The sequence below is a fragment of the Lentzea californiensis genome, from assembly GCF_024648825.1.
GTDB classification, from domain to species: Bacteria; Actinomycetota; Actinomycetes; order Mycobacteriales; family Pseudonocardiaceae; genus Lentzea; species Lentzea californiensis.
Window position 1 is genome coordinate 131,707 of sequence record NZ_JANBBE010000013.1, and the last position, 26,999, is coordinate 158,705.

The 26,999-nt window shown below is 68.9% G+C and carries 25 protein-coding genes; 14 read left to right on the forward strand and 11 right to left on the reverse strand.

Annotated elements, in window-relative coordinates:
* Positions 1-56: 56 nt before the first annotated feature.
* Both LX88_RS35435 and LX88_RS35440 read left to right on the forward strand, forming a co-directional pair.
* Positions 57-761, forward strand: a complete 705-nt coding sequence (locus LX88_RS35435; protein ID WP_258952139.1) for a DUF6338 family protein — start codon at positions 57-59, stop codon at positions 759-761.
* Entirely contained in the window at positions 761-3,748 is a 2,988-nt protein-coding gene (locus LX88_RS35440; protein ID WP_258952140.1) for a CHAT domain-containing protein, read from the forward strand. Before LX88_RS35435 ends, LX88_RS35440 begins: the two co-directional genes overlap by 1 nt.
* Here the strand turns inward: LX88_RS35440 and LX88_RS35445 are convergent.
* Together LX88_RS35445 and LX88_RS35450 are read right to left on the reverse strand one after the other, a co-directional pair.
* Positions 3,733-4,119 carry a hypothetical protein gene (locus LX88_RS35445; RefSeq protein WP_258952141.1) on the reverse strand — a complete coding sequence of 129 codons (387 nt, stop codon included), beginning with the start codon at positions 4,117-4,119 and terminating at the stop codon, positions 3,733-3,735. The genes LX88_RS35440 and LX88_RS35445 overlap by 16 nt on opposite strands.
* Positions 4,120-4,257: 138 nt before the next feature.
* Positions 4,258-6,315 carry an elongation factor G-like protein EF-G2 gene (locus LX88_RS35450; RefSeq protein ID WP_258952142.1) on the reverse strand — a complete coding sequence of 686 codons (2,058 nt, stop codon included), beginning with the start codon at positions 6,313-6,315 and terminating at the stop codon, positions 4,258-4,260.
* 248 nt (positions 6,316-6,563) lie between these two features.
* Here LX88_RS35450 and pdxS point away from each other — a divergent pair, with 248 nt between their 5' ends.
* On the forward strand, positions 6,564-7,457 hold the full coding sequence (gene pdxS / locus LX88_RS35455; protein ID WP_090066984.1) for a pyridoxal 5'-phosphate synthase lyase subunit PdxS: 894 nt from the start codon (positions 6,564-6,566) through the stop codon (positions 7,455-7,457).
* A gap of 58 nt (positions 7,458-7,515) precedes the next feature.
* Here pdxS and LX88_RS35460 read toward each other — a convergent pair whose 3' ends face one another.
* The 3 genes from LX88_RS35460 to LX88_RS35470 form a co-directional block, all read right to left on the reverse strand.
* The gene (locus LX88_RS35460; RefSeq protein ID WP_258952143.1) at positions 7,516-8,088 is read right to left on the reverse strand and encodes an LppU/SCO3897 family protein; all 573 of its coding nucleotides are present in this window, start codon (positions 8,086-8,088) and stop codon (positions 7,516-7,518) included.
* A gap of 116 nt (positions 8,089-8,204) precedes the next feature.
* On the reverse strand, positions 8,205-10,376 hold the full coding sequence (gene helR, locus LX88_RS35465) for an RNA polymerase recycling motor ATPase HelR (RefSeq protein ID WP_258952144.1): 2,172 nt from the start codon (positions 10,374-10,376) through the stop codon (positions 8,205-8,207).
* Positions 10,377-10,726: 350 nt separating this feature from the next.
* On the reverse strand, positions 10,727-11,281 hold the full coding sequence (locus LX88_RS35470) for a helix-turn-helix domain-containing protein (RefSeq protein ID WP_258952145.1): 555 nt from the start codon (positions 11,279-11,281) through the stop codon (positions 10,727-10,729).
* A gap of 58 nt (positions 11,282-11,339) precedes the next feature.
* Here LX88_RS35470 and LX88_RS35475 point away from each other — a divergent pair, with 58 nt between their 5' ends.
* Positions 11,340-12,041 (forward strand): AzlC family ABC transporter permease, encoded by a 702-nt coding sequence (locus tag LX88_RS35475; protein ID WP_258952146.1) that lies wholly within the window; start codon positions 11,340-11,342, stop codon positions 12,039-12,041.
* Entirely contained in the window at positions 12,020-12,328 is a 309-nt protein-coding gene (locus LX88_RS35480; protein WP_258952147.1) for an AzlD domain-containing protein, read from the forward strand. Before LX88_RS35475 ends, LX88_RS35480 begins: the two co-directional genes overlap by 22 nt.
* Before the next feature lie 8 nt (positions 12,329-12,336).
* Here LX88_RS35480 and LX88_RS35485 read toward each other — a convergent pair whose 3' ends face one another.
* Complete coding sequence (locus tag LX88_RS35485) at positions 12,337-12,777, reverse strand: Lrp/AsnC family transcriptional regulator (protein WP_090066988.1); 441 nt, start codon at positions 12,775-12,777, stop codon at positions 12,337-12,339.
* 74 nt (positions 12,778-12,851) lie between these two features.
* Here LX88_RS35485 and LX88_RS35490 point away from each other — a divergent pair, with 74 nt between their 5' ends.
* From LX88_RS35490 to LX88_RS35505, 4 genes are all read left to right on the forward strand, one after another.
* Positions 12,852-14,039: a trans-sulfuration enzyme family protein gene (locus LX88_RS35490; protein WP_258952148.1), complete on the forward strand. Its 1,188-nt coding sequence runs from the start codon at positions 12,852-12,854 to the stop codon at positions 14,037-14,039.
* Between the two features lie 138 nt (positions 14,040-14,177).
* Positions 14,178-15,512, forward strand: coding sequence for an amino acid permease (locus tag LX88_RS35495; RefSeq protein ID WP_258952246.1), 1,335 nt, complete (start codon positions 14,178-14,180; stop codon positions 15,510-15,512).
* A 59-nt stretch (positions 15,513-15,571) separates the two neighbouring features.
* Positions 15,572-16,195: a pyridoxal 5'-phosphate synthase glutaminase subunit PdxT gene (gene pdxT / locus LX88_RS35500; RefSeq protein ID WP_258952149.1), complete on the forward strand. Its 624-nt coding sequence runs from the start codon at positions 15,572-15,574 to the stop codon at positions 16,193-16,195.
* Positions 16,192-16,941 carry a YebC/PmpR family DNA-binding transcriptional regulator gene (locus tag LX88_RS35505; RefSeq protein WP_090012872.1) on the forward strand — a complete coding sequence of 250 codons (750 nt, stop codon included), beginning with the start codon at positions 16,192-16,194 and terminating at the stop codon, positions 16,939-16,941. Before pdxT ends, LX88_RS35505 begins: the two co-directional genes overlap by 4 nt.
* Before the next feature lie 57 nt (positions 16,942-16,998).
* On the opposite strand, the gene LX88_RS35510 is transcribed toward LX88_RS35505, so the two are convergent.
* Both LX88_RS35510 and LX88_RS35515 read right to left on the reverse strand, forming a co-directional pair.
* Complete coding sequence (locus LX88_RS35510) at positions 16,999-17,157, reverse strand: DUF397 domain-containing protein (protein WP_258952150.1); 159 nt, start codon at positions 17,155-17,157, stop codon at positions 16,999-17,001.
* Positions 17,154-17,990, reverse strand: a complete 837-nt coding sequence (locus tag LX88_RS35515; protein WP_258952151.1) for a helix-turn-helix domain-containing protein — start codon at positions 17,988-17,990, stop codon at positions 17,154-17,156. Before LX88_RS35515 ends, LX88_RS35510 begins: the two co-directional genes overlap by 4 nt.
* Before the next feature lie 127 nt (positions 17,991-18,117).
* Between LX88_RS35515 and LX88_RS35520 the strand changes: the two genes are divergently transcribed.
* Together LX88_RS35520 and LX88_RS35525 are read left to right on the forward strand one after the other, a co-directional pair.
* Positions 18,118-18,618: a DUF4262 domain-containing protein gene (locus LX88_RS35520; RefSeq protein WP_245983488.1), complete on the forward strand. Its 501-nt coding sequence runs from the start codon at positions 18,118-18,120 to the stop codon at positions 18,616-18,618.
* Positions 18,615-19,082: a GNAT family N-acetyltransferase gene (locus tag LX88_RS35525; protein WP_258952152.1), complete on the forward strand. Its 468-nt coding sequence runs from the start codon at positions 18,615-18,617 to the stop codon at positions 19,080-19,082. The genes LX88_RS35520 and LX88_RS35525 overlap by 4 nt, the downstream gene beginning before the upstream one ends.
* 211 nt (positions 19,083-19,293) lie before the next feature.
* On the opposite strand, the gene LX88_RS35530 is transcribed toward LX88_RS35525, so the two are convergent.
* Positions 19,294-19,857 carry a TIGR03086 family metal-binding protein gene (locus LX88_RS35530; protein ID WP_258952153.1) on the reverse strand — a complete coding sequence of 188 codons (564 nt, stop codon included), beginning with the start codon at positions 19,855-19,857 and terminating at the stop codon, positions 19,294-19,296.
* 148 nt (positions 19,858-20,005) lie between these two features.
* Here LX88_RS35530 and LX88_RS35535 point away from each other — a divergent pair, with 148 nt between their 5' ends.
* Positions 20,006-21,475: a peptide MFS transporter gene (locus tag LX88_RS35535; RefSeq protein WP_258952154.1), complete on the forward strand. Its 1,470-nt coding sequence runs from the start codon at positions 20,006-20,008 to the stop codon at positions 21,473-21,475.
* A gap of 207 nt (positions 21,476-21,682) precedes the next feature.
* On the opposite strand, the gene LX88_RS35540 is transcribed toward LX88_RS35535, so the two are convergent.
* Complete coding sequence (locus LX88_RS35540) at positions 21,683-22,963, reverse strand: cytochrome P450 (RefSeq protein WP_258952155.1); 1,281 nt, start codon at positions 22,961-22,963, stop codon at positions 21,683-21,685.
* A gap of 31 nt (positions 22,964-22,994) precedes the next feature.
* The gene (locus tag LX88_RS35545; RefSeq protein WP_090066997.1) at positions 22,995-23,588 is read right to left on the reverse strand and encodes a TetR/AcrR family transcriptional regulator; all 594 of its coding nucleotides are present in this window, start codon (positions 23,586-23,588) and stop codon (positions 22,995-22,997) included.
* A gap of 154 nt (positions 23,589-23,742) precedes the next feature.
* Here LX88_RS35545 and LX88_RS35550 point away from each other — a divergent pair, with 154 nt between their 5' ends.
* Positions 23,743-23,895 carry a hypothetical protein gene (locus LX88_RS35550; protein ID WP_258952156.1) on the forward strand — a complete coding sequence of 51 codons (153 nt, stop codon included), beginning with the start codon at positions 23,743-23,745 and terminating at the stop codon, positions 23,893-23,895.
* Between the two features lie 233 nt (positions 23,896-24,128).
* Positions 24,129-26,999: a PQQ-dependent sugar dehydrogenase gene (locus tag LX88_RS35555; RefSeq protein WP_258952157.1), complete on the forward strand. Its 2,871-nt coding sequence runs from the start codon at positions 24,129-24,131 to the stop codon at positions 26,997-26,999.

Genomic DNA, 26,999 nt, shown 5'->3' on the forward strand with positions numbered 1-26,999 from the left:
TTCGTGCCGGAAATCGCAACCGGCAATCGGGTCGTGCACTCGCAGAGGGAGCCGTGATGCCGTCCACGCTCACCGGGTTGATCATCTTCGTCCTGCTGCTCGTGCCAGGTTTCGTCTTCCAGCGCCGCCGGGCGCGCGACCGGCCCGCGGCCGAGGAGACCGCGTTGCAGGAGGCGCTGACGATCCTGTTCACCGGCCTGCTCCTGGACGGCCTCGGCCTGGCCGTGGTGGGCGGGCTGTGGGAGGTGATCCCGGGCAGCGGCGTCGACGTGGGCAAGCTCGTGCTGACGCCGTCCGCCTACCTGGCCGCCCATCCGGCCAGAGTGCTGGGGTGGGCGGCGGCCGTGCTGCTGATCGCCCTCGTCACCGGATACCTCGCGGCCGGACGCCGGGTCCAGGCGTTCGTGCGGCGGTCGGCGCGCAAGAGGGCGTCGACGGAACCCCACGCCTCGGCCTGGTGGCTGCTGTTCGAGGAACACCCGGCGGCGGTGCCGGTCCACGTCGGGTGCTACCTGAACGACGGGGGCTACCTGAGCGGCCGCCTGCACAGCTACAGCCGCGTGGGCAAGGAGTCCGGGGATCGCGAGCTGACTCTGCGCGACGAGATCACCTACCGCGAAGCGGGCGACGACTCGGCCGCGCAGGCGCTGGCCAACGTCGGCGCGGTGAGCATCAGCGCGCGCAGCATCCAGTTCCTGACGGTCACCTACCTCGCCCCGCCGGAGCCACCGGTGGCCGATCCGGAGAAAGCGGACTCCTGATGGCTCGAAGACCGCCGGCGACGATGTTCGGCTACACCGCGCCCCGCCGGGCTGAGGTGGTGGGCTGGCGGTGCCACCAGGACGAATGCCACCGCGCCGAGGACGAGGTTCCCCGCACGTGGCCGCACCTCTGCGACAACTGCCGTCATCCCGTGGATCCCGTGTTCGCCGAACCCTGGGCGCACGACGCAAATGGGTACGAGTTGCGGTCCCTCGTCACGTCCGCCGACGAGGCCGTCCGCGAGTACGCCGCCGCGGACCTCTGCGTGTGGCGGTTCGAAGAAGCGTTGCGTCACGACGATCGCCGGGCGGCGGCCGAGGCGCGAGCGGACCTGGCGCGGCTGGAGACCCATCGGGGCCGTGGCCGGTGGAGGGTCATCTCCTCCGCCCTGCGGCACGACGCGCTGGACCACGCGGCGGAGGAGATCCTGGCCTTCTACGAAGACGTGCGGGAGATCGGCGAAGACGACCTGGAGAACAACCACCCCAGGACCGAGGTGCGGTCGTTCGTCGGTGCCTGTCTGCTGTTCCTCTGCGACGAACGGTCGCTCAGGCATCCGCGGGAGAACGACGTCACCGCCGTCATGACGGACAGGCACGACTTCCTGCGAGAGCACCAGTTCTCGGTCGGCTCGCTGGACGACGACCGGGATCAGGCGATGCGGATGCGCGCCATGTCACGGGGATCGGCACGGCCCCGGGTGACCGAGTGGCTGCCTCCCGCAGACGTGCCCCCGCCCGTGAACGACCGTGACCTGCCAGGCCCCGCCCGTGACCGGCTGGAGGCGGGCGCGGCGGTCGTCGCCGCAGCGAAACGCGGGCAGCGCCTGGAGGAACTGGCCGGCGTGGTCGACGGCATGGCCCGCATGGCGTCGGCGTGCAACGGGACCTCGATCGCGGTCAGCGCGGCGGGTGTCCTGGCCGGTGCCGCGCTCGCCATCGCCGAGATCCACGACGACCCGGCGCCGCTGGTCGCCGCGGCGGACAGGCTCGACCCGTCCTCGGCGCTGACACACCTGCTCAGAGCTCGTGCCCACGTCGTCACGGGCGATTTCTCCCTGGCGGCGAAGGAGATCGAGGAAGCCCTGTGCCGTCACGACGGAGCGCGGCTCGGGTTGCTTCCACACCTGCACGCTCTGAACGGCTGGCTCGCCGTGCGACTCGACCCGCGCGGGCTCGACGCGGGGATCGCCGCCTGCCGGGCGGGTCGTGAGCTGGGGACGGGACGCAGCACCGCGGCCGACCCGGTGCTCGCGGGCCTGCTCGTGGAGAAGGCGCTGCACCGGCGCACCCCGGCGGACGAAGCGGTGCCGTTGCTGGAGGAGGCTTTCCGCCTGGCCGGACGGGTTGGCGCGCAGGCGGTCGCGCAGGAGGCGAAGTCGGCCCTCGCGGCCCTGACCGGCCGGGGCGGCGCGCAGAAGCGGTCGCGCGCCTGGCGTTCCGCGGTGAGGAGTGCGGAGAGCGCTCCGGTCGCCGCACAGATGCGGCTGGCGACGGCGTGGGTGCGGTGGGCGCTCGGCACCGGCGACACGGACCTGGCCGCGGAGGCCTACCACCACGTCGTCTCGCTGCTGCCCGCGCTCGTCAGGGTCCGGTACCGGGCGGACGCCCGGGCGCGGGTGCTGGCCACGGTGCGCGAGCACACCGAGGAGGCCGGGTACTGGCTCGCGAAGGCGCGGCGGTTCCGGGACGCCGCCGTGGCACTGGAGACGGGCCGCGCGGTCGCACTGAGCACTCTCGTCGAGCGGGACGATCCCGTCGTGGCGCAGGCGTTGCTGGACGTCGGCCGCGATGATCTGCTGGCCCGCTACCAGGAATCACTGGCCGCGGTGGGAAGCGGTGACAGCCATCAGGAGTGGGCGCGTTTCCAGGCGGTCGCCCGCGAGGTCGCCGACGTCATCGGGGCGGACCCGGTGGAACCCGTGGTCGAGTACGCGGACATCACCCGCGCGACCGGGGAGGGGGCGCTGGTCTACGTCGCGTCCGCAGAGGCGGGTGGGTACGCGTTGATCGTGGCCGCGACCCACGACCCGCAGTGCGTGTGGCTGCCGGACCTGGGCAGGTTCCCCGTCGAGGAGTGGCTTCGGGGTCAGGCGGTGGCCCTGAGGACCCGGGAGGACCAGCTCCCCGCGTACCTCGACTGGTTGTGGCTCAAGGGGATGCGCGACCTGCTGGCGTTCTTCGCGCACGGCTCGATCGTCACGCTGATCCCGGTCGGCGCGCTGACGTTGCTGCCGCTGCACGCGACCGCCGGTCGTGCGCTGCACTTTCCCGCGGTCAGGTACGCGCCGAACGCGCGCACGCTGCACTGGTGCCGGGCCCGCGCCGCGACGATGGCCGATCGCCCGGCCCGCCTGCTCGTCGCCGACGTGCCGAACGCGCCGGGACAGGCCGTGCTGAGGCTGGCCCCGGCCGAGACCGCCGCCGTGGCGGAGATCTGGTCCGGTCAGTGCACACGGCTGACCGAGGCGACCTGGACGGAGTTCGAACCCGCCGCACACCAGCACGACATCTGGCACGTCGTGTGCCACGGCGGCGTGAACTCGCAGGAGATCTTCCTGAGCTCGCTCAGTTTCACCGACGGCGACGTGACCATCGGGGATCTGCGCGAGCGGTTCCGCTTCGCGCCCCGCCGGCTCGCGATCATCTCCGCGTGCGACATGCAGAACGTCGGAGCCGACGCGCCGAACGAGGTGACCGGCTTGCCGTCGGCGTTGCTGCAGCTGGGTTTCGCCGGGGTGATCGCCGCGTCGTGGCCGGTGTACGACAGGGCGACGGCATTCCTGATGGCACGGTTGCACCAGGTGCTGCGGGACGGCGCGCACCCGGCCGTCGCGCTGGCCGTGGCGCAGGACTGGCTCAGGAACGCGGGAGCCGGCGAACTGGCCGCCGTCGCGCCGTCGCTTCCGCTGCCCCCGAGCGACAAAGGGCCGCGTCCGTTCGAGCACCCTTGGTGCTGGGCGGCCTTCGCTTACACAGGAGGGTGACCGTGCGGCCACGTGCCCGGGCCGTGGACGTTCAGCCACCGGCCCCACTCGTGGCCGGTGAGCATGGCACTGGGGAGGTTGCGCATCCGCTTGAACTCGATCGCGCCGTCGAGCAGCGCCAGGGCGTCCGCGGAGTCCAGGACCCCCTTGTCGGTGACCAGTTCGCGGACGAGCCGGCTCGCTCCGTACATGACGAAGCCCGATTCGTCGTTCTCGACGAACGCGCGCAGGTCGGCGACGAACCCCGCAGGATCCTGCTGCGCGTCCTGCCAGAACGGTTTCAGGCAGTTCGGATAGATGTCGGCGGAGTCCACGCCGGAGCTGTGGACGTCGAACTCGAAGCGGCCGAGCATCTCGAGTCGTTGTGCCATGTCGGAGGGAAATCTGGAGCGAGGTTTGCGGCTGAACCAGCACATGCCGCCGATATCGCGTCCTCCGAAACGGGTGTTACCACCGTGCTCGAACGGCCGTCGACCATCCACAATGGATGATCGACGGGCCGTTCGCCGTTACTTGCTGGCGCGCGCCGCCAGCGCCTCCGGCAGCGGGTCGTAGCGGGAGAAGTGGCGGGTGAACGTGCCGGTCCCCGACGTCAGCGACCGCAGCTCGACCGCGTACCTCAGCAGCTCGGACGACGGCACCTCGGCGCGGATCACCGTGCGGCCGCCCTCGTCCGCCTCGGTCCCGAGCACCCGTCCGCGTCGTCCGGACAGGTCGCCCAGCACGGTGCCGAGGTGTTCGTCGGGCAAGCGGATCGTGACCTCGTCCATGGGCTCCAGCAACTGGGTTCGGGCAGCGGACGCGGCCTCCTTCAGCGCCAGCGCGCCGGCGGTCTGGAAGGCCGCGTCCGACGAGTCGACGGAGTGCGCCTTGCCGTCCACGAGCGTCACCCGCACGTCGACGACAGGGGTGCCGTCGTGCAGGCCTCGCTCCAGCTGTGCGCGCACACCCTTTTCGACGGAGGGGATGAACTGGTGGGGGACCGAGCCACCGACGATCTTGTCCACGAACTCGAAGCCGGCGCCGCGGGGGAGCGGTTCGACCACGATGTCGCACACCGCGTACTGGCCATGACCTCCAGATTGCTTGACGTGCCGGCCGTGGCCTTTCGCGGGCCCGGCGAAGGTTTCGCGGAACGCGACGCGCACCGGTTCGGTGTCGATCTCCGCGCCGCCGGCCCGCAGCCTCGCCAGCACGACGTCGGCGTGTGCCTCGCCCATGCACCACAGGACCATCTGGTGCGTCTCGGCGTTGCGGTCCAGGCGCAGGGTCGGGTCGCTGGCGACCAGGCGGCTCATGTTGCGGGCCAGGTTGTCCTCGTCGCTGCGGGTGCGCGGCACGACAGCGATGGGCAGCAACGGTTCCGGCATGTTCCACGGCGCCATGAGCAGCGGCTGTTCGGGCGCGGACACGGTGTCGCCGGTCTCGGCGGTGGTCAGCTTCGTCAACGCGCACAGGTCGCCGGCGACGCAGTAGGGGACCTCGCGCAGGGACGAGCCGAGCGGTGAGTAGATGTGGGCCACGCGCTCGTCGGCGTCGTGGTCCTCGTGGCCTCGGTCGGCCATGCCGTGGCCGGAGACGTGCACGGGGCGTTCGGGGCGCAAAGTGCCGGAGAAGACACGGACCAACGACACGCGGCCGACGTAGGAGTCCACTGCGGTGCGGACCACCTCGGCGACGAGTGGCCCGTCCGGGTCGGCGGCCATGCGGGGCTGCGGGATGCCGTCCACCGATGTCACGGACGGAAGCTCGTGCTCCAGCGGTGACGGGAACGCGCGCGCGATGCCGTCCATCAGCTCCACCAGGCCCATGCCGGTCGCGGCGCACACGGGCATCACGGGGTGGAACGAGCCGCGCGAGACGGCGGTCTCCAGATCGGCGATCAGCGTGTCCTGGTCGATCTCCTCGCCCGCCAGGTAGCGGTCCATGAGGGTCTCGTCCTCGCTCTCGGCGATGATTCCCTCGATCAACGCCGCGCGCTCGTCCGGGTAGTCCTCACCGGACGTCAGCAGCCCGACGAGTGCGTCGCCCTCCTGCATGTACAACGGCACGACGCCCGCGCCGAACGCCGCCTGGCACTCGATGACCTCGTTGACGAAGTTCGCACGGTGGTGGTCGGTGCGTGTGATGACGACGGCGCGAGGCATGCCGACGAGAGCGCACTCCTCCCACAGCGAGATGGTGGCCGCGTCGACGCCTTCGAAAGCGTTGACAACAAAAAGGGCCGCGTCCGCGGCCCGAAGTCCTGCCCTGAGCTCACCCACGAAGTCGACGTATCCGGGGGTGTCGATCAGGTTGATCTTGATGTCCCCGTGCTGGATCGGAGCCACGGCGAGGCCTACCGACCGTTGTTGTCGCACGGCCGCCGGGTCGTGGTCGCAGACCGTGGTGCCCTCGGTGACCGATCCCGCGCGGGTCAGGACGCCGGTGGCGGCGAGCAGGGCCTCGGTGAGCGTCGTCTTGCCCGCCCCGGAGGGCCCCACGAGCACGACGTTGCGGACCTTGGCCGGGTCGTCCACAGCGACCGCGCCTGCCGATGTGCCGTTGTCGGAGTGCTTGCTTCCCATGGCGACCTCCGTCAAGTCGTAGTGTTCGATCTCACACCCGTTCACCTCCCGGGACAACCCCGAAGGCCCGATCGGATGCCCGCCAGCTCGCGAACACGTTTCACGGATTTGCCCCAGTGACGGGGCTCACGACCTGCGGTTGATCGCAAAGTGGCCTTCTGGATCGGGGCTCCAGTGGCTTGGGCGAGGGGGCCACAGCGGACGTACGGTGAGTTCACCAAGAGTTCCCCTCGTGAAAGGTTGCCCCGGTGAGCACTGATCAGGTCACGGGTACCGCCCGCGTCAAGCGCGGCATGGCCGAGATGCTCAAGGGCGGCGTCATCATGGACGTGGTCGACGCCACCCAGGCGAAGATCGCGGAGGACGCGGGCGCCGTCGCCGTCATGGCCCTCGAGCGCGTGCCCGCCGACATCCGCTCCCAGGGCGGCGTCGCGCGCATGAGCGACCCCGACCTGATCGACGGGATCATCAACGCCGTCTCGATCCCGGTCATGGCGAAGGCCCGCATCGGCCACTTCGTCGAGGCCCAGGTCCTCGCGTCGCTCGGCGTCGACTACATCGACGAGTCCGAGGTGCTGACCCCGGCCGACTACGCCAACCACATCGACAAGTGGGCGTTCACCGTCCCCTTCGTCTGCGGCGCGACGAACCTGGGTGAGGCCCTGCGCCGCATCACCGAGGGCGCGGCCATGATCCGCTCCAAGGGCGAGGCCGGCACCGGCGACGTCTCGAACGCCACCACGCACATGCGCAAGATCCGCCAGGAGATCCGCCGCCTGCAGAACCTCCCCGAGGACGAGCTCTACGTCGCCGCCAAGGAGCTCCAGGCGCCGTACGAGCTGGTCAAGGAGATCGCGCAGAACGGCAAGCTCCCCGTCGTGCTGTTCACCGCGGGCGGCATCGCCACCCCGGCCGACGCCGCGATGATGATGCAGCTCGGCGCCGAGGGCGTGTTCGTCGGTTCCGGCATCTTCAAGTCCGGCAACCCGGCCCAGCGCGCCGAGGCCATCGTGAAGGCCACCACCTTCCACGACGACCCCGACGTCATCGCCAAGGTCTCGCGCGGCCTGGGCGAGGCCATGGTCGGCATCAACGTCGACGAGATCCCGGAGCCGCACCGCCTCGCCGAGCGCGGCTGGTAAGTCTCAGGAACGAACGGAGAAGGGCGCGTCCCCGCGTGGGGCGCGCCCTTCTCCGTTCCTACGACGGCAGGTCGAAGCAGTACGTGGTCTTCGTTTCCCGGTAGGCCAACGCCTTCACCGGGTCCGTGCCGCACGCCGCCTCGTCCGCGGTGTCCGTGAGCACCCGCACCTTGACCGCTCCGGTCGCGCCGCAGTCCACCACGGGGTTCTCGGCGGTGTGCGAGGCGAGCATGAAGTCGTAGCACTCACCGTCGAAGAACACCGGGATCAGGCACAGCTGCTCGCCGTTGAAGCCCTTGTCGTTGTTGTAGGTCGCGTACGCGCCTGGGTCGTCGCCGCACCGGTCGTCCAGAAGGCCGAGCACCTTGCTCACGGTGTAGTTGTGCAGCCTGCCGTCGCAGGAGACCTTCTCGTACTTCAAGTCGGTCTCCACGCCCGTCAGCTTCACGCAGTCGCCGACCGCCGTGCTCGGGGTGCTGTCTCCCGGGATCAGGAAGAAGACGGCGGACAGCATCGTGAGCAACAGGACGCCGAGGACGCCCACGATCACCAGGCCGACGCGGGAGGTCCTCGGCGCAGGAACAGCGGGGGCCGGGTGGCTGTGGGGCGGAGGGATGGGCGGAGTCGTCATGGAATGCCCCCAGTGCGGCTCGGACGCGGATGTGATCGTCTGGCCGACACGAGCAGTCCCCCCAGACTTCCGCCCATCCTAGGGCGGTCCGGATCAGTCCCGGACCGCCTTTCGGGTCATGTGCGCACGGTCTCCGTCAGGCCGGACAGGGCGGCCGGCAACGCCTCGTGGTGCAGCACGCCGAGCCGTTGCGTGGCACGGGTCAGCGCCACGTAGAGCTCCGCCGCACCGCGCGGCCCACCGGCCAGGATCCGTTCCGGCGCAACGACCAGCACCGAGTCGTACTCCAGGCCCTTGGTCTCCGAGGCGGGCACCGTGCCGGGTACGCCGGGCGGCCCGATCACCACGCTCGTGCCCTCGAACTCCGCCTCCTGCTTGGCGAACTCCTCGATGGCTCCGGCCAGCTCGTCCTCGGTCACCAGCCGCGACCACGGCTGGACACCGTTGGCGCGCACCGAGTCCGGCGCCTTCACGTCTGGCGCGAACTCGGCCAGCACCCGTGCCGCGACGGCCATGATCTCCGCCGGCGTGCGGTAGTTGACCGTCAGCGACCGGTACTCCCAGCGGCCCGGCACGTACGGGTCGAGCATCTGGCCCCACGACGTGGCGCCCGCCGCGGCGCGACGCTGCGCCAGGTCGCCCACCACCGTGAAGGAACGGCCGGGGCAGCGGCGCATCAGCACCCGCCAGTCCATTTCGGACAGTTCCTGCGCCTCGTCCACCACCACGTGCCGGTAGGTCCAGGCGCGGTCAGCCAGCGCGCGTTCCGCGAGCGTGCGCTGGTCATGGTCCTCGAAGCGCTCGGCCAGGTCCTCGGCGAACAACATGTCCGAGGCGAAGAGGTGGTCCTCGTCGTCCATGTGGTCGAAGCGGCCGACCATGCTGTCGAGCACCTCGGCCGCGTACCGGGCCTCTGCCCGGCGTTCCGCCGCCGCGGCCTGGTCGTCGGACTGCTCGGTGCCGTCCTTGCCCAGCAGGTCGTGCAGCTCGTCGAGCAACGGCACGTCCGAGACCGTCCACGGCTCGCCCTCGGCGCGCAGGAGCGACGGGTCCGCGCCCGCCGCCGCGAGCGCCTCCGCCGACGAGTACAGCTCGCCCAGCAGCTCGAACGGCGTCATGATCGGCCACAGGAAGTCCAGCGCCGCGACGAAGCTCTCGTCGTCGGCGAGGTCCTTGACCAGGCCGGACCGCATGTCCTCCCAGGCCTGCTTGTCCGACCGGGACATCCAGCCCTTGCCGATGCGGCCGATCGCCCGCTCGGTGAGGACGTACGTGACGATCTCGCGGAACACCGCGCGGGCCTCGTTGTGCGGCAGGCCGCTGTCGCGCGCCTCCTGCCGGGCCCACTCGGCGACGTCCGCGCCTATCTCGACCACGACGTCCTTCATGCCGATCGGGATCGGCTCTTCTGGAACGCGCTGCCGGGCGGCGATGGCCGCCTTCAGCACGCCGACCATCGCGCGCGAACCCTTGATCCGCGCCACGTCCGGAGCGTCCTCGGCGGTCGCGAGCAGACCCGGCAGCAGGCTGCCCGCGGTCGAGAACACGACGTCCGACTCGCCCAGCGACGGCAGCACGCGGCTGATGTGGTTGAGGAACGCGGGGTTCGGGCCGACGACGAGCACGCCGTGCCGTTCCATGCGCTCTCGTTGCGTGTACATCAGGTACGCGACCCGGTGCAGCGCCACGACCGTCTTGCCGGTACCGGGGCCGCCCTCGATCACCAGCACGCCGGGGTGGTCGAGCCGGATGATCGCGTCCTGTTCGGACTGGATGGTCGCGACGATGTCGCGCATGCCGTCGCCGCGCGGTGCGTTCAACGCCTCCAGCAGGGCCACGTCCCCCTGCTCCTCGCCGAGCTTGCCGAACACCTCGTCGGTGAACCCGGCCAGGGCACGGCGGCGCGTGAGGAACTGACGGCGCCGGAGCATGCCCTCAGGCGTGGCCCCGGTCGCGGTGTAGAACGGCCGCGCCGCCGGTGCCCGCCAGTCGAGCAACGCCGGCTCGAACTCGTTCTCCTCGTCGAACAGCCCGATGCGCCCGATGTAGGAGGTCTCGCCGTCGACGCTGTCCAGCCGGCCGAAGCACAGGCCGTAGTCGGCCACGTTCAGGCGCTTCATCTCGCGGTGCCGGGCGCGCACCTCGTTGTCACGCTCCATCGCGGTCTCGCCGGTGCCACCCAGCGCAGACAGGTACGCGGCCTTCACGCGCGCGCGTTCCCCGTCGAGCCGCGCGTAGAGGTCGGCCACGTATTCACGCTCGGACTGCAGTTCTTCTTCGTAACCCACGTGCTCCCCAGTGCGCCTGTGTTCTGGCTGAGGCGATGAGTGTGAACGATGCACGGGGTCTTGTGGCAAGGCCCCCTGTCTGCTATACGGTTGAGTGGGAAGAATCGCACCGCTGTGTGACAAGCGCGTGTGCGACCTGGGTGGTTCTCCTCTTCAGGCTGAGTGGCATCCGCTCGACAGCACCTGCCCCAAACTCTTGCCCGCCGCCGGTTCCGTTCGGCACGCGGGGGCCCCGCGTGTCCTACAGGGGTACGTAGGGTCCCCGCGTGCCCTTGGAAAGTTGAGTCGGAGGCGCTCAGGTCTGGTGTGTGGGCGTAGCCCATCGGTTCGGGCGGGGCCTCGGCCGAGGCCTAGACCGTGTGCTCCATGACCATCATCGCGGTCGTGCCCGGCTCCAGCGCCTTGCAGATGTGCGCGAGGTCGCCGGGATAGACGATGTAGTCACCGGGCCCGAGCTCGACGGGGTCGTCGGCGAGGCCCGCGAGGCAACGGCCGGTCGCCACGATCATGTGCTCGATGCTGCCCGGCACGTGCGGGAGCGACTCGCGGGCGCCGCCGGGTTCGAGGGCCAGCCAGTAGATGTCGTGCTTGGTGCCCGGACGGCAGGCGGCCAGCAGCGTCGCGGAGTAGTGCGCGCGTTCGGAATGGATGACCGGGCCCTCGCCCGCGCGGATCACCTGCACGCGCGGCACGGCGGGTTCTACTAGCCGGCTGAACGGGACGCCCAGCGCCACGCCGAGGGCCCACAGGGTTTCCACGCTGGGGTTTCCGGCGCCGGACTCCAGTTGGGACAGAGTTGACTTCGCCACGCCGGCCTTCTTGGCGACCTCGGAGAGCGACATGCCGGTGCGGTCGCGCTCACGGCGGAGGTTGGCCGCGATGAGGTCGAGTGGTGCGTTCGACACAGAAGTCCATCCGTTCGTCTTGACGAACACCGATCCCCGGTGTTCATCTTAATGGGTGGTGCGTTCGATCTGGCGAACTCTTGATGCTGTGCTCCTGCGTGACGTTGCCGCGGTCGCACTCGGTGCCGCGGTGACCGGTGCGTCGTTCGGTGCGATCTCGGTGGCCTCCGGCCTGCCGTGGTGGATACCCGTGCTGATGTCGCTGCTGATCTTCGCGGGCGGCTCGCAGTTCATGGCCGTGGGCATTGTCGCCGCTGGTGGCAGCCCTGCCGCGGCGGTGCTGGCCGGGCTCGTGCTCAACGCGCGGCACCTGCCGTTCGGGCTCGCGATCGGGGACGTGCTGGGCAAGAGCCCGCTCGCCCGGATCGTCGGCAGCCACCTGCTGATCGACGAGTCGACGGCGTTCGCGATGGCGCAGAAGGATCCCGCGAGAGCGCGTGCGGCCTACTGGGCGTGCGGCGTGTCGTTGTTCTTCAGTTGGAACACGGGCGTGCTCATCGGTGCGCTCGTGGGGCAGGCGATCGGCGACCCGATGACGTTCGGGCTCGACGCGGCGTTCCCGGCGGCACTGCTGGCGCTCACGCTGCCGGCGCTCAAGGACGCGGCCACGCGCAACGCGGCGCTCGTGGGCGCGGCGATCGCGCTCGCCACGACGCCGTTCCTGCCCGCGGGTGTGCCGGTGCTGCTCGCGCTGGCCGGGCTGTTCGCGTTCCGCACCACCAAGAAGGAGGAGGAGCCGTGCCCGTCACCGCAGTCCTGATCCTGGCCGCCGGTACCTTCGCGATCCGGTTCGCCGGGCCGTTGTTGCGCGACCGCGTCACCCTGCCCGAGAAAGTCCGCGAACTGATGTCGGCGTCCGCGACGGTGTTGCTGCTGGCACTGGTGGCGGTCTCGGCGTTGACGAGCGGCAAGCAGTTCGGCGGCTGGGCGCTCGCCATCGGAGTCGCGGTCGGCGGTCTCGCGGCGTGGCGGAAACTGCCGTTCGTCGCAGTTATCGTGCTGGCCGCGGTGACCACTGCGGGACTAAGGCTCGTCGGTGTGGCCTGAGGAATCGATCAATGCTTCCTGACGTGCGAGAAAAGCAGGTTTGTATGAACCTCTGTCACCTCTCTGCGGCTGGTGAACTTGTCGAGCACGAGTCGTTGCAGATGGCCGACATCGGATACCGCGACGTGCACCAGGAAATCCTCTGGACCTGTCACGTGTGATAGTGCGAGCGTTTCCGGCAGCGACAGCACATAAGCCATGAACGGGTCGACGATCTCCTTGGTGTGCGGGCGGATCTTCACCGCGAGCATCGCCTGGACGTGCTGCCCGACCGCGTTCGGGTCGATCTCGGCGTGGTAGCCGGTGATCACGCCGCGTTCCCGCAGCGCCCGGTGCCGGACGACGGCCGTGGACTGCGCCACGTTGACGCGTTCGGCCAGGTCCTTGTTCTGCAGCCGCGCGTCCTTCCGCAGCTCCCGCACGATGGCCTCGTCGATCGAATCCAGCACGGCTCTTCTCCGTTCCACCGAATCAGCTGCGGTCTTTCGCCCACTCTGCCGAGGAAGTCTCCACCATTCGGGCCATGACGCGCATCGAGACCATCGCAGTGCACGGCGGCCGCGACGACCTCGCGGAGCTCGGCGTGCACGCTCCCCCCATCGACCTGTCCACCACCTACCCCGTCCCTGACCAGGCGCTCGGCGGGGAAGCACTGGGTGAGTGGGCCACCGGGGCCGCGCGGGCCGCCTCGCCGGTCTACGCACGGCTGCACAACCCGACGGTGGCCCGGTTCGAGCAGGCGCTCGCGGCTCTCGAGCACACCGAGACGTCCGTGGCGTTCGGCAGCGGCATGGCCGCGGTGACCGCCGTGGTCCAGGCCGCCTGCGTGATGGCGGGAAAACCGCACGTCGTAGCCGTGCGGCCGTTGTACGGCGGCACCGATCACCTGCTGTCGTCCGGTCTCCTGGGCGTCACGACCACGTACGTCGAAGCGGGCCTGGTGTCCTCCGCGATCCGGCCGGACACCGGGCTCGTGGTCGTCGAGACCCCGGCCAACCCCAACCTGGACCTCGTCGACATCGAGCACGTCGTGCGCCAGGCCGGCTCCGTGCCGGTCATGGTCGACAACACCTTCGCGACGCCGATCCTGCAGAACCCGGCGCTGCACGGCGCCTCCTACGTGCTGCACTCCGGCACCAAGTACCTCGGCGGGCACGGTGACGTGCTCGGCGGCGTCGTGGCCTGCTCCGAGTCGCTCGCGGCGGCGTTGCGGCAGGTCAGGATCATCACGGGCGCCGTCCTGCATCCCCTGGGCGGCTACCTGCTGCACCGCGGGCTGGCCACCCTGCCGTTGCGCGTCGAAGCGGCTTCGCGTTCGGCCGCCGTCCTGGCCTCCCGGCTGGCCGAGCACGACGCCGTGGAGTTCGTGCGCTACCCGTCCAGGTCACGGCAGATGCGCGGAACCGGCGCGATGATCGCGTTCGGTGTGCACGGCGATCCCGTCGAGGTCGTGCGGCGGCTGAAGCTCATCACGCCGGCCGTCTCATTGGGTTCGGTCGACACGCTTATCGAGCACCCCTCGGCTTTGACTCACCGCCTGGTACCCGGCGAAGAACTGCGTGCTTCTGGCGTTCCGGACAATTTGCTGCGCATTTCCGTGGGACTCGAGCACCTCGAGGACATTTGGGACGACTTGAACGCAGCGCTCTGTGACGTCGCTTACGTTAAGTCTTCCCCAACTGATTTCTTGGTGATGACCGCCACTCGCTAGGGTTCCCCGAATCAGCGCGTCGGGGCGCGGGAGGTTCCGACGCGAGCATTTTTCCGTTTCGGAAGGAACCTCCTCGTGAGTTCTGTGGAAACTGATGCGGACGGCTACACCAAGGCGTTGAGCAAGCGTCAGGTGCAGATGATCGCAATCGGTGGCGCGATCGGCGTCGGCCTTTTCCTGGGTGCGGGCGGACGCCTCGCCACAGCGGGGCCGTCGCTGATCCTGTCTTACGCGGTGTGCGGCCTCGCGGCGTTCTTCGTCATGCGCGCGCTGGGTGAACTCGTGCTCCACCGGCCCGTGTCCGGCAGCTTCGTCGAGTACGCCCGCGAGTTCATCGGCCCGTGGGCCGGCTTCACGTCGGGCTGGCTCTACTGGCTGAACTGGGCCATGACGGGCATCGCCGAGATCACCGCCGTCGCGATCTACATGCACAAGTGGTTCCCGGACCTGCCGCAGTGGATCACCGCGCTGGTGGCGCTGTTCGTGCTCGTCGCGATCAACATGCTCTCCGTCAAGCTCTTCGGCGAGCTGGAGTTCTGGTTCAGCGTCATCAAGGTGACCGCGATCGTCGTGTTCCTAGTCGTGGGCACCGGCCTGGTCATCGGCAACGCGGACGTCGGGGGCACCACGGCGTCGGTCTCGAACACCCTGGGCCACGGCGGCCTGTTCCCGGCGGGCTTCGGCATCGCGCTGATGACGCTGCAGGCCGTGGTCTTCGCCTACTCGGCCATCGAGCTCGTCGGCATCGCCGCGGGCGAGACCAAGGACCCCGAGAAGATCATGCCGCGCGCCATCAACGGCGTGGTCTACCGCATCGCGATCTTCTACGTCGGTTCGGTGCTGCTGCTGACGATGTTGTTGCCGTGGGACCACTTCACCGGCACCGAGTCGCCGTTCGTGACCGTGTTCTCGGCGCTGGGCGTCCCGGTGGTCGGCGACATCATGAACGCCGTGGTGCTGACGGCCGCGTTGTCCTCGTGCAACTCAGGCCTGTACTCCACCGGTCGCATCCTGCGGTCGCTGGCGCAGAAGGGTGAGGCCCCGGCCCTCACCGCCAGGATGAACTCCCGGCACGTGCCGTACGGCGGCATCCTGTTCACCGGCGTCGCCTACCTGTTCGGCGTGGTGCTCAACTACACCGTGCCGAAGGAGGCCTTCGACATCGCGATCGCCGTCGCGTCGCTGGGTGTCGTCTCGACCTGGGCCACGTTGATCATCTGTCAGCTGCGCCTGCGCAAGAAGGCCTTGGCGGGCGAGATCGCGCGGCCGTCCTACCGGATGCCCGGCGCGCCTTACACCTCGTACGGGACGCTGGCGTTCCTCGCGCTGGTGATCGGGCAGATGGCCTTCGCCGGCACCGCCGAGAAGATCGCGTTCTGGTCGATCCCGGTGGTCGCGCTGGTCCTGTTCCTCGGGTGGCGCTTCGTGAAGTCGCGTGAGGCGCAGCAGGCGGAGCTCGTCTCCGTCGACTGACCTGGTGTCGCCCGGAGGGCTGCGCAGCGGGGTCGTGGACCTCGAATATGCTGGTGAGCATGGTTGCAGCCCCACCCGTCATCGGCGTGCTAGCCCTCCAGGGCGACGTCCAGGAACACCTCGTGTCGCTCGCGAAGTGCGATGTCACCGCACGCCCGGTCCGACGCGCCGAGGAGCTGGACGAGCTCGACGGCATCGTCATCCCCGGCGGCGAGTCGACGACCATGAGCAAGCTCCTGGTGAACTTCGAGCTGCTGGAGCCGCTGCGCGCCAAGATCAAGGCCGGGTTCCCCGCCTACGGGTCGTGCGCGGGCATGATCCTGCTGGCCGAGAACGTGCTGGACGGCCGGGAGGACCAGGAACAGCTCGGCGGCCTGGCCGTCACGGTCCGGCGCAACGCGTTCGGCAGGCAGGCCGACTCGTTCGAGACCGACCTCGACCTGGCCGGGGAGACCGTGCACGCCGTGTTCATCCGAGCACCTTGGGTGGAGGCGGTGAGCGGGGACGTCGAGGTTCTCGCTACGGTGCCTGTTACGGCTGAGGCGGGAGACGCCGCCGGTAGGATCGTCGCGGTCAGGCAGGGCAACGTGCTGGCGACGGCGTTCCACCCGGAGCTCACGGGTGACGAGCGTGTTCACCGACTGTTCGTTGACATGGTTCGCGGTTCGACGGAGGAGAAATGAGCGGCCACTCCAAGTGGGCGACCACCAAGCACAAGAAGGCCGCCATTGACGCCAAGCGCGGCAAGCTCTTCGCGCGGCTGATCAAGAACATCGAGGTGGCGGCCCGCACGGGCGGCGGCGACCCCGACGGCAACCCGACGCTGTTCGACGCGATCCAGAAGGCCCGCAAGAACTCGGTGCCGCTGGACAACATCGAGCGCGCACGCAAGCGCGGCGGCGGCGAGGAAGCGGGCGGCGCCGACTGGCAGACGATCATGTACGAGGGCTACGGCCCGAACGGCGTCGCGGTGCTCATCGAGTGCCTCACGGACAACCGCAACCGCGCCGCCACCGAGGTCCGCACGGCCATGACCCGCAACGGCGGTTCGATGGCCGACCCCGGCTCGGTGTCGTACATGTTCAGCCGCAAGGGCGTCGTGATCGTGCCGAAGGCGGGCACGAACGAGGACGACGTCATGCTGGCCGTGCTGGAAGCCGGCGCCGAGGAGGTCAACGACCTGGGCGAGGCCTTCGAGGTCGTGTCCGAGGCCGGCGACCTGATCCCGGTGCGCAAGGCGCTGCAGGAAGCGGGCATCGACTACGAGTCGGCCGAGTCGAGCTTCATGCCGTCGGTGTCGGTGCAGCTCGAGGCCGAGGGCGCCAAGAAGATCTTCAAGCTGATCGACGCTCTGGAGGACTGCGACGACGTGCAGAACGTCTTCGCGAACTTCGACGTGTCGGACGAGGTCATGGCCGAGGTCGGCTGATCACGTCAGCAGCAGCACGAACGCCGGTCACGCAGCAGCGTGGCCGGCGTTTTCGCGTCACCGCGACCGAACGACCTCCAGGAACGCCGACCAGGCTTCGGGGGAGAGGGTGATGTGCGTGGCCGGCGCCTTGCTGTCGCGGATGCCGACGCCGTGGCCGACCTCGACGCAGTTGTTGCCATCGCCGCTGTAGCTGCTCTTGAGCCAGTTGGTCATTGGAGGCCCTCCAAGATGCTGTTGATCACCTCCCTGGATTGTTCCTGATCCAGGGCGACGGCAGCGAGGTCCGTCAGGATGTTCTCGTAGGTGTCGACGGTCTGCTTGTCATCGAAGAACAAGCAGCAGCGGACGCTCTCGATGTAGACGACCGGCGGATACTTGGGGAACTTCATCAACCGGAAGTCGCCGCACGTACCTGCGTGCATGCCGACCGATCTCGGGACGATCCGGATGCTGATGTACTTCCGCACCGACAACCGCAGCAAGTGGGCCAGCTGCTCACGCCACACCTCTTCGCCGCCGACCTGCAGCCACAGCGCCTGCTCGTGCACGAAAAATGTGAACGTCCGGGTGTATTCGAGAATCTCCGCTCGGGCAGCTCGTGCCGCAACGGTCCTCGGGATGTTCTCCTCCGAGACCGTCTGGGCTTTGGCTGTGACCGCCACGATGTACTCGTAGATCTGAAGCAGACCCGGCACGAGGATCATCGACCAGTCGATGATCTCGATGGCTTCCTTCTCCTGGTTGATCAGCGTGCGGACCTGGTCCGGCACGCCCTCGTCGGGAACCTGCAGGTAGACGTTCCCCTGCTCGCGGAACAGCTCGATCAGCCGTTCGCGTTCCTCTAGCGGTGTGCGGCAGTAGGCGAGAAGTTCGCGCACCTCGGACTCGTTGACGCCGCCCTTGCCGGCGAGCATGTCGGACAACTTGGCCTCTTGCCAGCCGAGTTCCTCGGCGAGCTGGCGCTGGGTCAGGCCGGTGCTCTCGATGGCGGCTTGGACGCCGTTGCCGAACTCGCGGCCCACCACGCTGGACGATCTCTTGGGCATGGACGGACGGTAGGGGCAGCGACCGCGAAAGCTCTATCGTTTCGCGCCAAATCTGCCTGAAGGTGGGAGCCTTGGACCAGCTCCAAGCAGGCATAAGGCGCCGGGGAGGTGCCGTAGGCTGGGTGCCGTGCTTTCCGACGAAGACATCGAGCTGCGCGCCCGCCTGCTCTCCGCGGCCGACCGGTTCGGCCACACCAACATCGTTGTGAACCCGGACGCCGAGGGCGCGGGATACGTGTTCTCGGTGGGGGCCTGGCGCCGGTTCGGCGTGGCCGAGGCCGTGGTGATCGGGCTGCCGCAGGGCATGGGCGAGAACCTGATCAACATGTACGTCCAGCGGGCCAGCGCGGGTGAGCGGTTCCAGCCCGGCAAGCTCTACGACGACTTCTTCGACGGGGTGCCCGTCGCGTTCGAGCGGGTCTACAAGGGGTTCTACCCCGAGTTCTTCGGGAGCGCCTACCTGCTCTACGACGGGTCGGACTTCGCGGCGCTGCAGATCATCGTGCCCACGCCGCAGGGGCAGTGGCCGTGGCAGCCGGACGCGCCGGAGGGGTTCCACGACCACCAGATCATCCTCACCGAGAGCGGTCTGCCGGAGAGCTGGACGCCGGGGGTCACCGGGCCGTGAACGTCCACATCGGACCGTTGACGCGTGAGCACGCCGGTGAGGTCATGACGATCCAGCGCGCCGCGTACCTCGCGGAGGCCAGGCGGTACGGCGCGTGGGACCTGCCGCCGCTCGTCGAGACGCTCGACGAGGTCCGGCGTCACCTGGGCGACGGCACGCCGGCGTTCGGCGCGTTCGACGGGACGCGGCTCGTCGGGTCGGTGCGCAGCCGGGTCGACGGAGAACGCATGGAGGTCGCCCGGCTGGCCGTCGCACCGGACGTGCAGGGCGGCGGGGTCGGGCGGAGGCTCCTCGAGGCGATCAGCGAACGGGCGCCCGCGGAGGTGCGGGTCGTCTGGTTGTTCACCGGCGCCGAGAGCGACGCGAACATCAGGTTCTACGAGAGCGCCGGGTTCGTCCGGGTCAGCGAGCACCTCGACGCCGTCGGGATCAGGTGCGTCACCCTGGAGCAGGAGGTCGTCTGACGCCCGGCGTCGTTCCGGAGGAGACCAAACCGTTGTCCGGAGGTCGTTGTCCGCTTCTGGAGCACCGACACCGGACAACGATCTACCTGTAGAAATGCGGTGCGATCAACGGTCCGGGGGGATCCGGGGATCGTTGCCGGGGGAGGAGCGCCCCGCACCGCGGGAGGCACAGGGGGATGCGGTGCGGGGCGCTTCGGCGAGAACCGGGAACCTAGGGGTTGCGTCCCAGAAGCCCGATCAGCCGGGTCTGGTCGTCCGCGTCCGGCGGCACCGGAACGGGCGAGTCGAACATCGACGACCCGCTCCAGTCGCCGATGTTGCGCTCGACGTACTTCAGGACGGCCGAGGCGAGATCGGGATCGATGCGTTCGTCGGCGCCGATCGAGCGCGCCAGGTCCCACGAGTGGACCGCCAGATCGGCGGTCATCTGCCAGCAGTACTCCTCGGCGTCCAGCTTCCCGGACGACACGGTCACGGGTTTCGCCAGCGCGAACGGCCCGAGCCACGCCTCGCGCGCCGCCGCGGCCGCCACGACCCAGGACACGAGCGGGTCGCCGCCCAGGTTGTCGTGGTCGAACCGGTCACCGACCTGCGCCGCCGTGCAGCCGGCCAGCAGTTCCGGCGCCCAGAGCTGCTCGTACACGAGATGGCCGACCAGGTCTCTGACCGACCACTCCCGGCAGGGGGTGCCGAGCGACCACTGGTCCGGTGCGATCTGCCGGACCCTCCGGTCGAACTCCGTCATCGCCACGCCGTGCGCCTGGATCAAGTCCATCCCAGCAGTGCATCAAATCCCGGCCAAGTGCGCACCCTGACATGAGAGTTGGGCCACCTGGACGCAACCGCGATTGCAAACCGTACGCGCGTTCGGCGTAATCTCGACCAGATCCGCCGTGACATCGTTGACACGAGAGGACGATGACGTGAGCGCTCCTAGCGCCAGCATCTCCGCGCAGGACAAGGGATTCTTCGGGCACCCCCGAGGCCTGTCCACGCTGTTCTTCACCGAACTCTGGGAACGGTTCTCGTTCTACGGGATGAAGGCCATCCTCGGCCTCTACCTGTGGACAGCCGTGGCCGAGGGAGGTCTCGGCGTCGACAAGGCGCTCGCCCTGTCCGTCGTGGCCATCTACGGCACGGCGGTCTACATGTCCGGTGTCGCGGGCGGCTGGCTGGCCGACCGCGTCTGGGGCGGGCAGCGGTCGGTGTTCTACGGCGGCGTGCTGATCATGTTCGGCCACATCGCGCTGGCCCTGCCGATCGGCCTCGCGGGCGTCTACACGGGCCTGGTCCTCATCGTGCTCGGCACGGGCCTGCTCAAGCCGAACATCTCGACGGTCGTCGGCGGCCTCTACGGGCAGCACGACAACCGCCGCGACGCGGGCTTCACGATCTTCTACATGGCCATCAACATCGGTGGCTTCATCTCGCCGCTGATCACCGGCGCGCTCGCGGACGGCCTCGGCTTCCACTGGGGCTTCAGCGTCGCCGCGGTCGGCATGGCGTTCGGTCTCATCCAGTACCGGTACGGCCGCAAGAACCTGCGCGGCTCGGCCGCCGTGGCGCCGAACCCGTTGCCCGCGCAGGAGAAGGGCCGCATCTACGGCCTGATCGGCCTCATCGCCGCGGCGATCGTCGGGCTGGGCGTGGTGGCGTTCTTCGTCGGTGGTGTCGAGGGCGTCATCCTGATGATCAGCATCATGTCCATCGTGCTGCCCATCGGCTACTTCACCGTCATGCTGCGCAGCAAGAAGACGCTGCCGCACGAGCGTCCGCGGGTCGTCGCCTACATCCCGCTGTTCATCGCGGCGGCGATGTTCTGGCTGATCTTCGAGCAGAGCGCCTCGGTCATCGCGGAGTTCGCCGACTCGAACGTCGACAACCACGTGTTCGGCTGGGAGTTCCCGGTCGCCTGGTTCCAGTCGATCAACCCGATCATGATCATCCTGCTGGCGCCGCTGTTCGCGCTGCTGTGGGTGAAGCTCGCGAACCGCGCGCCGTCCACGCCGCGGAAGTTCGCGGGCGCGCTGGTGCTCGTCGGCCTGTCGTTCGTGCTCATGTACTTCGCGAGCAACTCGGCCGCCGACGGCAAGGTGACGCCGCTCTGGCTCGTCGTGATGTTCCTGATCATGACCGCCGGTGAGCTCATGCTCTCCCCGGTCGGCCTGTCGGTCACGACGAAGCTGGCGCCCAAGGCGTTCGCGTCGCAGACGATGGGCCTGTGGTTCCTGGCCAGCTCGGCCGGCACCGGTGTGGCCGCGCAGCTCGTGAAGTTCTACACGACGAGCCCCTCGGCGTACTTCCTCACGCTGGGCGGCGCGGCCGTCGTTCTGGGCGCCGGCCTCGCGGTGGCGGCCCCGGCGATCAAGAAGCTGATGTCGGGCGTGGAGTAGTTGATGAGGGGAGCTTTCATAAACCTGAGGTTTATGAAAGCTCCCCTCATCAACAAGGTGAGAGGGAGGCCCGTCGCGGCGGCGGTGCGGCGGGTCTCCCTCTCACTTCTAAGAATGCACTACGCAGATGTGTCATTGGGGCACGAACATTGCTCCAGCCGGGTGAAGTCGAGCACTCGCCGCAACGAAACTAGCCCCAGGTCAGCATTAGTTCACCGTCAGTGATCGGCTCGTTTCGTTGGCCCGTACCGGAAGACGCAACGCGCCGCGGATGAGCTTCGAGCGCCTGCGCGTCACCGGGCCGTCCGCCGCGAGGTTCGGGAAGCGCTTGAAGAGCTCGTGCAGCGCCAGAGATCCCTCGATGCGGCTCAGGCCGGCGCCGATGCAGTAGTGGATGCCCGCGCTGAACGCGAGGTGCTCGCGCGCGTTGGACCGCGTCGGGTCGAACTTCAGCGGGTCCTCGAACACCCTCGGGTCGCGGTTCGCGGCGGCCAGCATCAGCATCACCGGCATGCCCTTGGGCAGCGACACCCCGGCCAGTTCGAGACGTTCGCCAGGCCAGCGGATCGTGTACTGCACGGGCGGGTCGAGCCGGAGCACCTCCTCGACGAACCCCTCGGCGTACTCGGGGCTCTGGGCCAGCGGCGCCACGGTGTGCGGGTTCTCGAACGCCTTCAGCACGCCGTTGCTGATCAGGTTGACCGTCGTCTCGAAGCCCGCGAAGAGCAGCAACCCGGTGGTGGCGACGAGGTCCTCGCGGCTGAGGTCCTCGTGCCGCGTCACGAGGTGGCTGACGATGTCGTCCTGGGGGTTGCGGCGGCGTTCGTCGATCAGGACGTCGATGAAGTCGTTGTACTCGACGATCGTGGTGTGCAGGTCCTTCAGCTGCTGGTGCGACCACACGCCGTCGAGCGTCTCCGCCAGTGCGCTGCCCCAGCGGGCGAAGACGTCCTTGTGGTCGTCGGGCACGCCCAGCAGGTCGGCGATGACCTGGATCGGGACCTGTGAGGCGAACTCGGTGACGACGTCGAAGCGGTCGCCCAGCCGGTCGAGGTGGTCGGTCACGATCTTCTGGATGGACGCCGTGCGGTCTTTGAGTGCTCGTGGCGTGAAGAACGGCTGCACGAGCTTGCGCAGGCGGGTGTGGTCCGGCGGGTTCTTCATCAGGAACGAGTCCTGTACCGGGTTGACGATCTTCTCGCCGTCCTTGACCAGCGTGATCGGCACCATCGACGCCTCGTCGAAGGTAGCGGTGACGAACCTGTTGTCCCGCAGCACCGAATCGCAGATCTCGCGGCTCGGCGTCACGTAGGCGCCCATGCGGCTGCGCACCATGTCACCCTTGGCGCGCACCTTCTCGTACATCGCGTACGGGTCGCGGTCCGGTGGCGAGGCCATGACGCCCGCGTACGGGTCACCGATCAGCGCGTAGCCGCGGACGAGCGTGCGCAGCGCGAAGAACTGGGCGGTGGTCTTCAGCGTGGACATGTGTCCACAGTGAGGTTTACGCGAAGAACCTTCAAGAGTTGCGGCGGTGTCGCCGCACGGTTTCTTCCACGAGGTCGAGCACGGGTTCCATGTCGTCGGCCGGGAGGCCCATGGCGAGGTGCGAGACGAGGCCTTCCAGCACGAGTTCCAAGAAGCTCGTCAGCACCGTGACGTCGACGTCGTCACGCAGGTTGCCGGCTTCGCGCTGCCGGATGAGGCGCTGGCGGGTGGCGGCGGTGAGCTGCTCGCTGCGTTCGGCCCACCTCGCCCGGAAGTCCGGGTCGGTGCGGAGCCGGCGGGAGACCTCGAGGCGCGTGCCGAGCCAGTCGGCGGCGTGCTCCTCGGTCCGCTTCTCCGGCTCGTCGAGGAGGTCGCGCATGACCTGGACGAGGCCCTGCTCGGCGACGACGTCCGCCATCCGGAGCGCGTCGTCCTCGGCCAGTGCGAGGAAGAGCGACTCCTTGTCGCGGAAGTGGTGGAAGATCGCTCCGCGGGAGAGGCTTGTGGCCTCTTCCAGACGGCGTACCGTGGCACCCTCGTAGCCGTGTCGCGCGAAACAGGCACGCGCGCCGTCGAGGATCTGACGGCGGCGGGCGTCGAGGTGGTCCTGGCTCACCCTGGGCACCGGTAGATGGTCGCAGGGTGAGGGTGGGAAATCCAATCCGTACGTACGGATTGGACACGTCCATCGGTGTGATCTTCCCCGGTGATCCCTTTCGTGTGGATCATCGGCCGGGCCTGCGCGAACGGGCGGCGCCGTGCCCATATCCTCTGCCGCCATGGACACCCAGGATTTCACCAAGCTGTCGACGCTCGCCGAGCGCCTGGGGTGGCAGCGGCGTGAGTTCACCGGCGTCCACGTGATCGACCTGCTGCTCAGCCGGTCCGTCTCGGACCTCATCGTCGCCCTCGCGGAGAACCGGGACAGGTGACGGGATTCTGGTAAGCGCTTTCCAGGCCGGTCGGGACGGGGTTGACTCAGCTGCCGCGTGGTGGTGTGATCTGCGCGACAGTAAATAAACTTTCTTGTCTAAAACTGAATCCGCCGCCGCGTCGTGATCCCTCTACCCGTCTCGTGGGAGGCACAACAGTGGCACCGAGTAGAAGCCGGGCGTTTCGCGCGTTCGGCGCGATGGGTGTTGCCTGCACAACAGCCGTCGCGGTGATGTCGGTACCGGAGCCGGCCCTCGCGGCCCCGGTGCGGTACGAAGCGGAGGACGCCACGATCTCGCAGGGCGTGGTGGAGTCAAACCACGCCGGGTTCTCCGGGGCCGGGTTCGTGAACGTCGACAACGTCGCGGGGAGCTCGGTCGAGTTCACCGTCACCGCGTCGAGGGCGGGCCAGGCCAAGCTGATCCTCCGCTACGCCAACGGGACCGCCGACACCCGGCCGGTCGACGTGAGCGTCAACAACGGTCTCGCCGTCGACGAGCGCGCGTTCGCCGCCACGGGTGCCTGGACGACGTGGGCGTCGGCCGAGAACACCGTGACCCTGAACGCGGGCTCGAACAAGATCAGGCTCACGTCCACCGGTGCCACCGGTGGACCCAACCTCGACTACCTGGAGGTCGAGGAGCTCGCGTTCGTTCCCGCGCCGGAGCAGGAGGCGGAGGACGCGACGATCAGCCAGGGCGTCGTCGAGTCCAACTGGGCGGGCTTCTCCGGCCGCGGGTTCGTCAACTACGACAACGTCATCGGCTCGTCCGTCGAGTACGTGATCAACGCCGAGTCCGGCGGCGAGCACGACCTGACGTTCCGCTACGCCAACGGGACGACGGCCGACCGCCCGGTCTCGGTGACCGTGGACGGCGCCGGCGCGCAGATCGTCTCGTTCCCCGGCACCGGCGCGTGGACGACGTGGCAGACGCGGACCGCGAAGGTCACGCTGCACGCCGGGGCGAACAGGATCAAGGCGACCGCGACCACCGCGAACGGCGGCCCGAACGCGGACAAGCTGACCGCCGTCCTGGTCGGCCCGCCGGACAACGAGGCGCCGACGCCGCCGCGCACCCTGCAGTTCGTCGGCTCCACCCACAACTCCGTGTCGCTGAAGTGGGAGGCGGCCACCGACAACGTGGGCGTCACCGGCTACGACGTCTACCAGCACGGCCAGCTCGTCACGAGCGTCGGCAACGTGCTGGAGGCGACCGCGACCGGCCTGCGTCCCGACGTCGAGTACGACTGGACCGTCTTCGCGAAGGACCGCGCGGGCAACGTCTCGCAAGCCTCGAACAACGTGCCGGGCCGCACGAAGCCCGCGCCCGTCGACAGTCAGGCACCCACCACGCCGGGCACCCTGCGTTCCACCGGTGCCACCTCGACCAGCGTCGCCATCGCGTGGGGCGCATCGAGCGACAACGTGGCCGTCACCGGCTACGAGATCCACTTCGACGGCGCCCTGAAGCAGACCGCGGACGGTTCGGCCACGTCGGCGACCGTCGCCGGCCTGGTGACCGGCCAGACGTACGCGGTGAAGGTGCGTGCCAAGGACGCGGCGGGCAACTTATCGGCTTTCACGAACGAGATCACCGTCAAGCCCGCGGCCGGTGGCGGCACCGGCGTGCCGAACCCCGGCACGGTCAAGCAGATCGCGTCCGGCGTCGACGTCGCGTGGGGGCTCGCGTTCCTGCCCGACGGCGCGGCGCTGGTGACCGAGCGCGAGACGTTCAACGTGCTGCGCGTGACCGAGGCCGGTGCCAAGACCGTCGTCGGCAAGGTGCCCGGCGCCATGGGCACCAACGGCGAGGGCGGCGCGCTCGGCATCGAGGTGTCGCCGAACTTCGCCTCCGACCGGTCCGTGTACGTCTACCACACCTACAGCGGCGGGAACCGCCTGGTCAGGGCCCAGTTCGACGGTGCTCAGCTGACCGGCTGGACCACGTTGCTCGACGGTGTGCCGAAGAACCGCTACCACAACGGCGGGCGCCTGCGGTTCAGCCCGGACGGCCGGTACCTGTTCGTCTCGACCGGTGACGCGCAGAACGGCAACAACGCGCAGAACCTCAACACCAACGCCGGCAAGATCCTGCGCCTCAACGCGGACGGCTCCATCCCGTCCGACAACCCGTTCCCCGGCAAGGCGATCTGGAGCTACGGCCACCGCAACGTGCAGGGCCTCGACTTCGACTCGCAGGGCCGCCTGTGGGCCTCGGAGTTCGGCAACTCGCAGCAGGACGAGGTCAACCTGATCACCAGGGGCGGCAACTACGGCTGGGAGCCCTGCGAGGGCACGATCGGCAGCTGCGCCGGCACCGTCGCGCCGAAGAAGACCTGGCCGACCTCGCAGGCCTCGCCCTCGGGCCTGACGATCATCAACGACCACGTCTTCGTCGCCACCACCGTCGGCCAGCGCATCTACCGGATGCGCATCGACGCCAACGGCAACCTCGTGGACCAGCAGATCTACTTCCAGGGCACCTACAACCGCCTGCGGACGGTCGAGGTGGACCAGGAAGGTGACATCTGGCTGACCACGACGACCGACAAGGACGGCTCGGCCGGCAACGACCGGGTCCTGCACATCGACATCGTCTACGAGGGCGGCAGCGCCTTCACGCTGTCGTCGCCGGCGTTCGCGGACGACGCGATGATCCCGGCCAGGCACACCTGCGCCGGTGACGGTGTCGCGGGCCAGGACCCGTCGCCGGCGTTCGCGTGGGGCGCGTCCGCCGGGGCGCAGGCCTACGCCATCGTGTTCGCGGACCGCGTGAACAACGGCAACAAGCTCCATTGGGCGATGTGGGACATCCCGGGTGCCACCCGCTCGCTGCCGGAGAACCTGGGTTCCGGGTTCGCCGTGCCGGGCCAGGGTGCGGCGAAGCAGAAGGCGATGGGATCCGGTGCCAACGCGCTGAAGTACTTCGGGCCCTGCCCCGGCGGCTCGACCAACCCGTACACGTTCACGTTGTACGCGTTGAACACCGCGACGGTGCCGGGAATCACCTCCGGTTCGTCGATGGCGCAGATCGAGACGGCCATCAAGAACGCGTCAACCTCCGGCACGGTGCTGCGCGGCCGTTCGAATGCCAGGACGTAG

Excerpts from the sequence above, each read along its gene's own strand:
- LX88_RS35435 (WP_258952139.1), top strand. The coding sequence starts at position 57 with ATGCCGTCCACGCTCACCGGGTTGATCATCTTCGTCCTGCTGCTCGTG.
- LX88_RS35440 (WP_258952140.1), top strand. The coding sequence starts at position 761 with ATGGCTCGAAGACCGCCGGCGACGATGTTCGGCTACACCGCGCCCCGC.
- LX88_RS35445 (WP_258952141.1), bottom strand. The coding sequence starts at position 4,119 with ATGGCACAACGACTCGAGATGCTCGGCCGCTTCGAGTTCGACGTCCAC.
- LX88_RS35450 (WP_258952142.1), bottom strand. The coding sequence starts at position 6,315 with ATGGGAAGCAAGCACTCCGACAACGGCACATCGGCAGGCGCGGTCGCT.
- LX88_RS35460 (WP_258952143.1), bottom strand. The coding sequence starts at position 8,088 with ATGACGACTCCGCCCATCCCTCCGCCCCACAGCCACCCGGCCCCCGCT.
- LX88_RS35490 (WP_258952148.1), top strand. The coding sequence starts at position 12,852 with ATGACGCGCATCGAGACCATCGCAGTGCACGGCGGCCGCGACGACCTC.
- LX88_RS35495 (WP_258952246.1), top strand. The coding sequence starts at position 14,178 with ATGATCGCAATCGGTGGCGCGATCGGCGTCGGCCTTTTCCTGGGTGCG.
- pdxT (WP_258952149.1), top strand. The coding sequence starts at position 15,572 with ATGGTTGCAGCCCCACCCGTCATCGGCGTGCTAGCCCTCCAGGGCGAC.
- LX88_RS35505 (WP_090012872.1), top strand. The coding sequence starts at position 16,192 with ATGAGCGGCCACTCCAAGTGGGCGACCACCAAGCACAAGAAGGCCGCC.
- LX88_RS35510 (WP_258952150.1), bottom strand. The coding sequence starts at position 17,157 with ATGACCAACTGGCTCAAGAGCAGCTACAGCGGCGATGGCAACAACTGC.
- LX88_RS35515 (WP_258952151.1), bottom strand. The coding sequence starts at position 17,990 with ATGCCCAAGAGATCGTCCAGCGTGGTGGGCCGCGAGTTCGGCAACGGC.
- LX88_RS35530 (WP_258952153.1), bottom strand. The coding sequence starts at position 19,857 with ATGGACTTGATCCAGGCGCACGGCGTGGCGATGACGGAGTTCGACCGG.
- LX88_RS35540 (WP_258952155.1), bottom strand. The coding sequence starts at position 22,963 with ATGTCCACGCTGAAGACCACCGCCCAGTTCTTCGCGCTGCGCACGCTC.
- LX88_RS35550 (WP_258952156.1), top strand. The coding sequence starts at position 23,743 with ATGGACACCCAGGATTTCACCAAGCTGTCGACGCTCGCCGAGCGCCTG.
- LX88_RS35555 (WP_258952157.1), top strand. The coding sequence starts at position 24,129 with ATGTCGGTACCGGAGCCGGCCCTCGCGGCCCCGGTGCGGTACGAAGCG.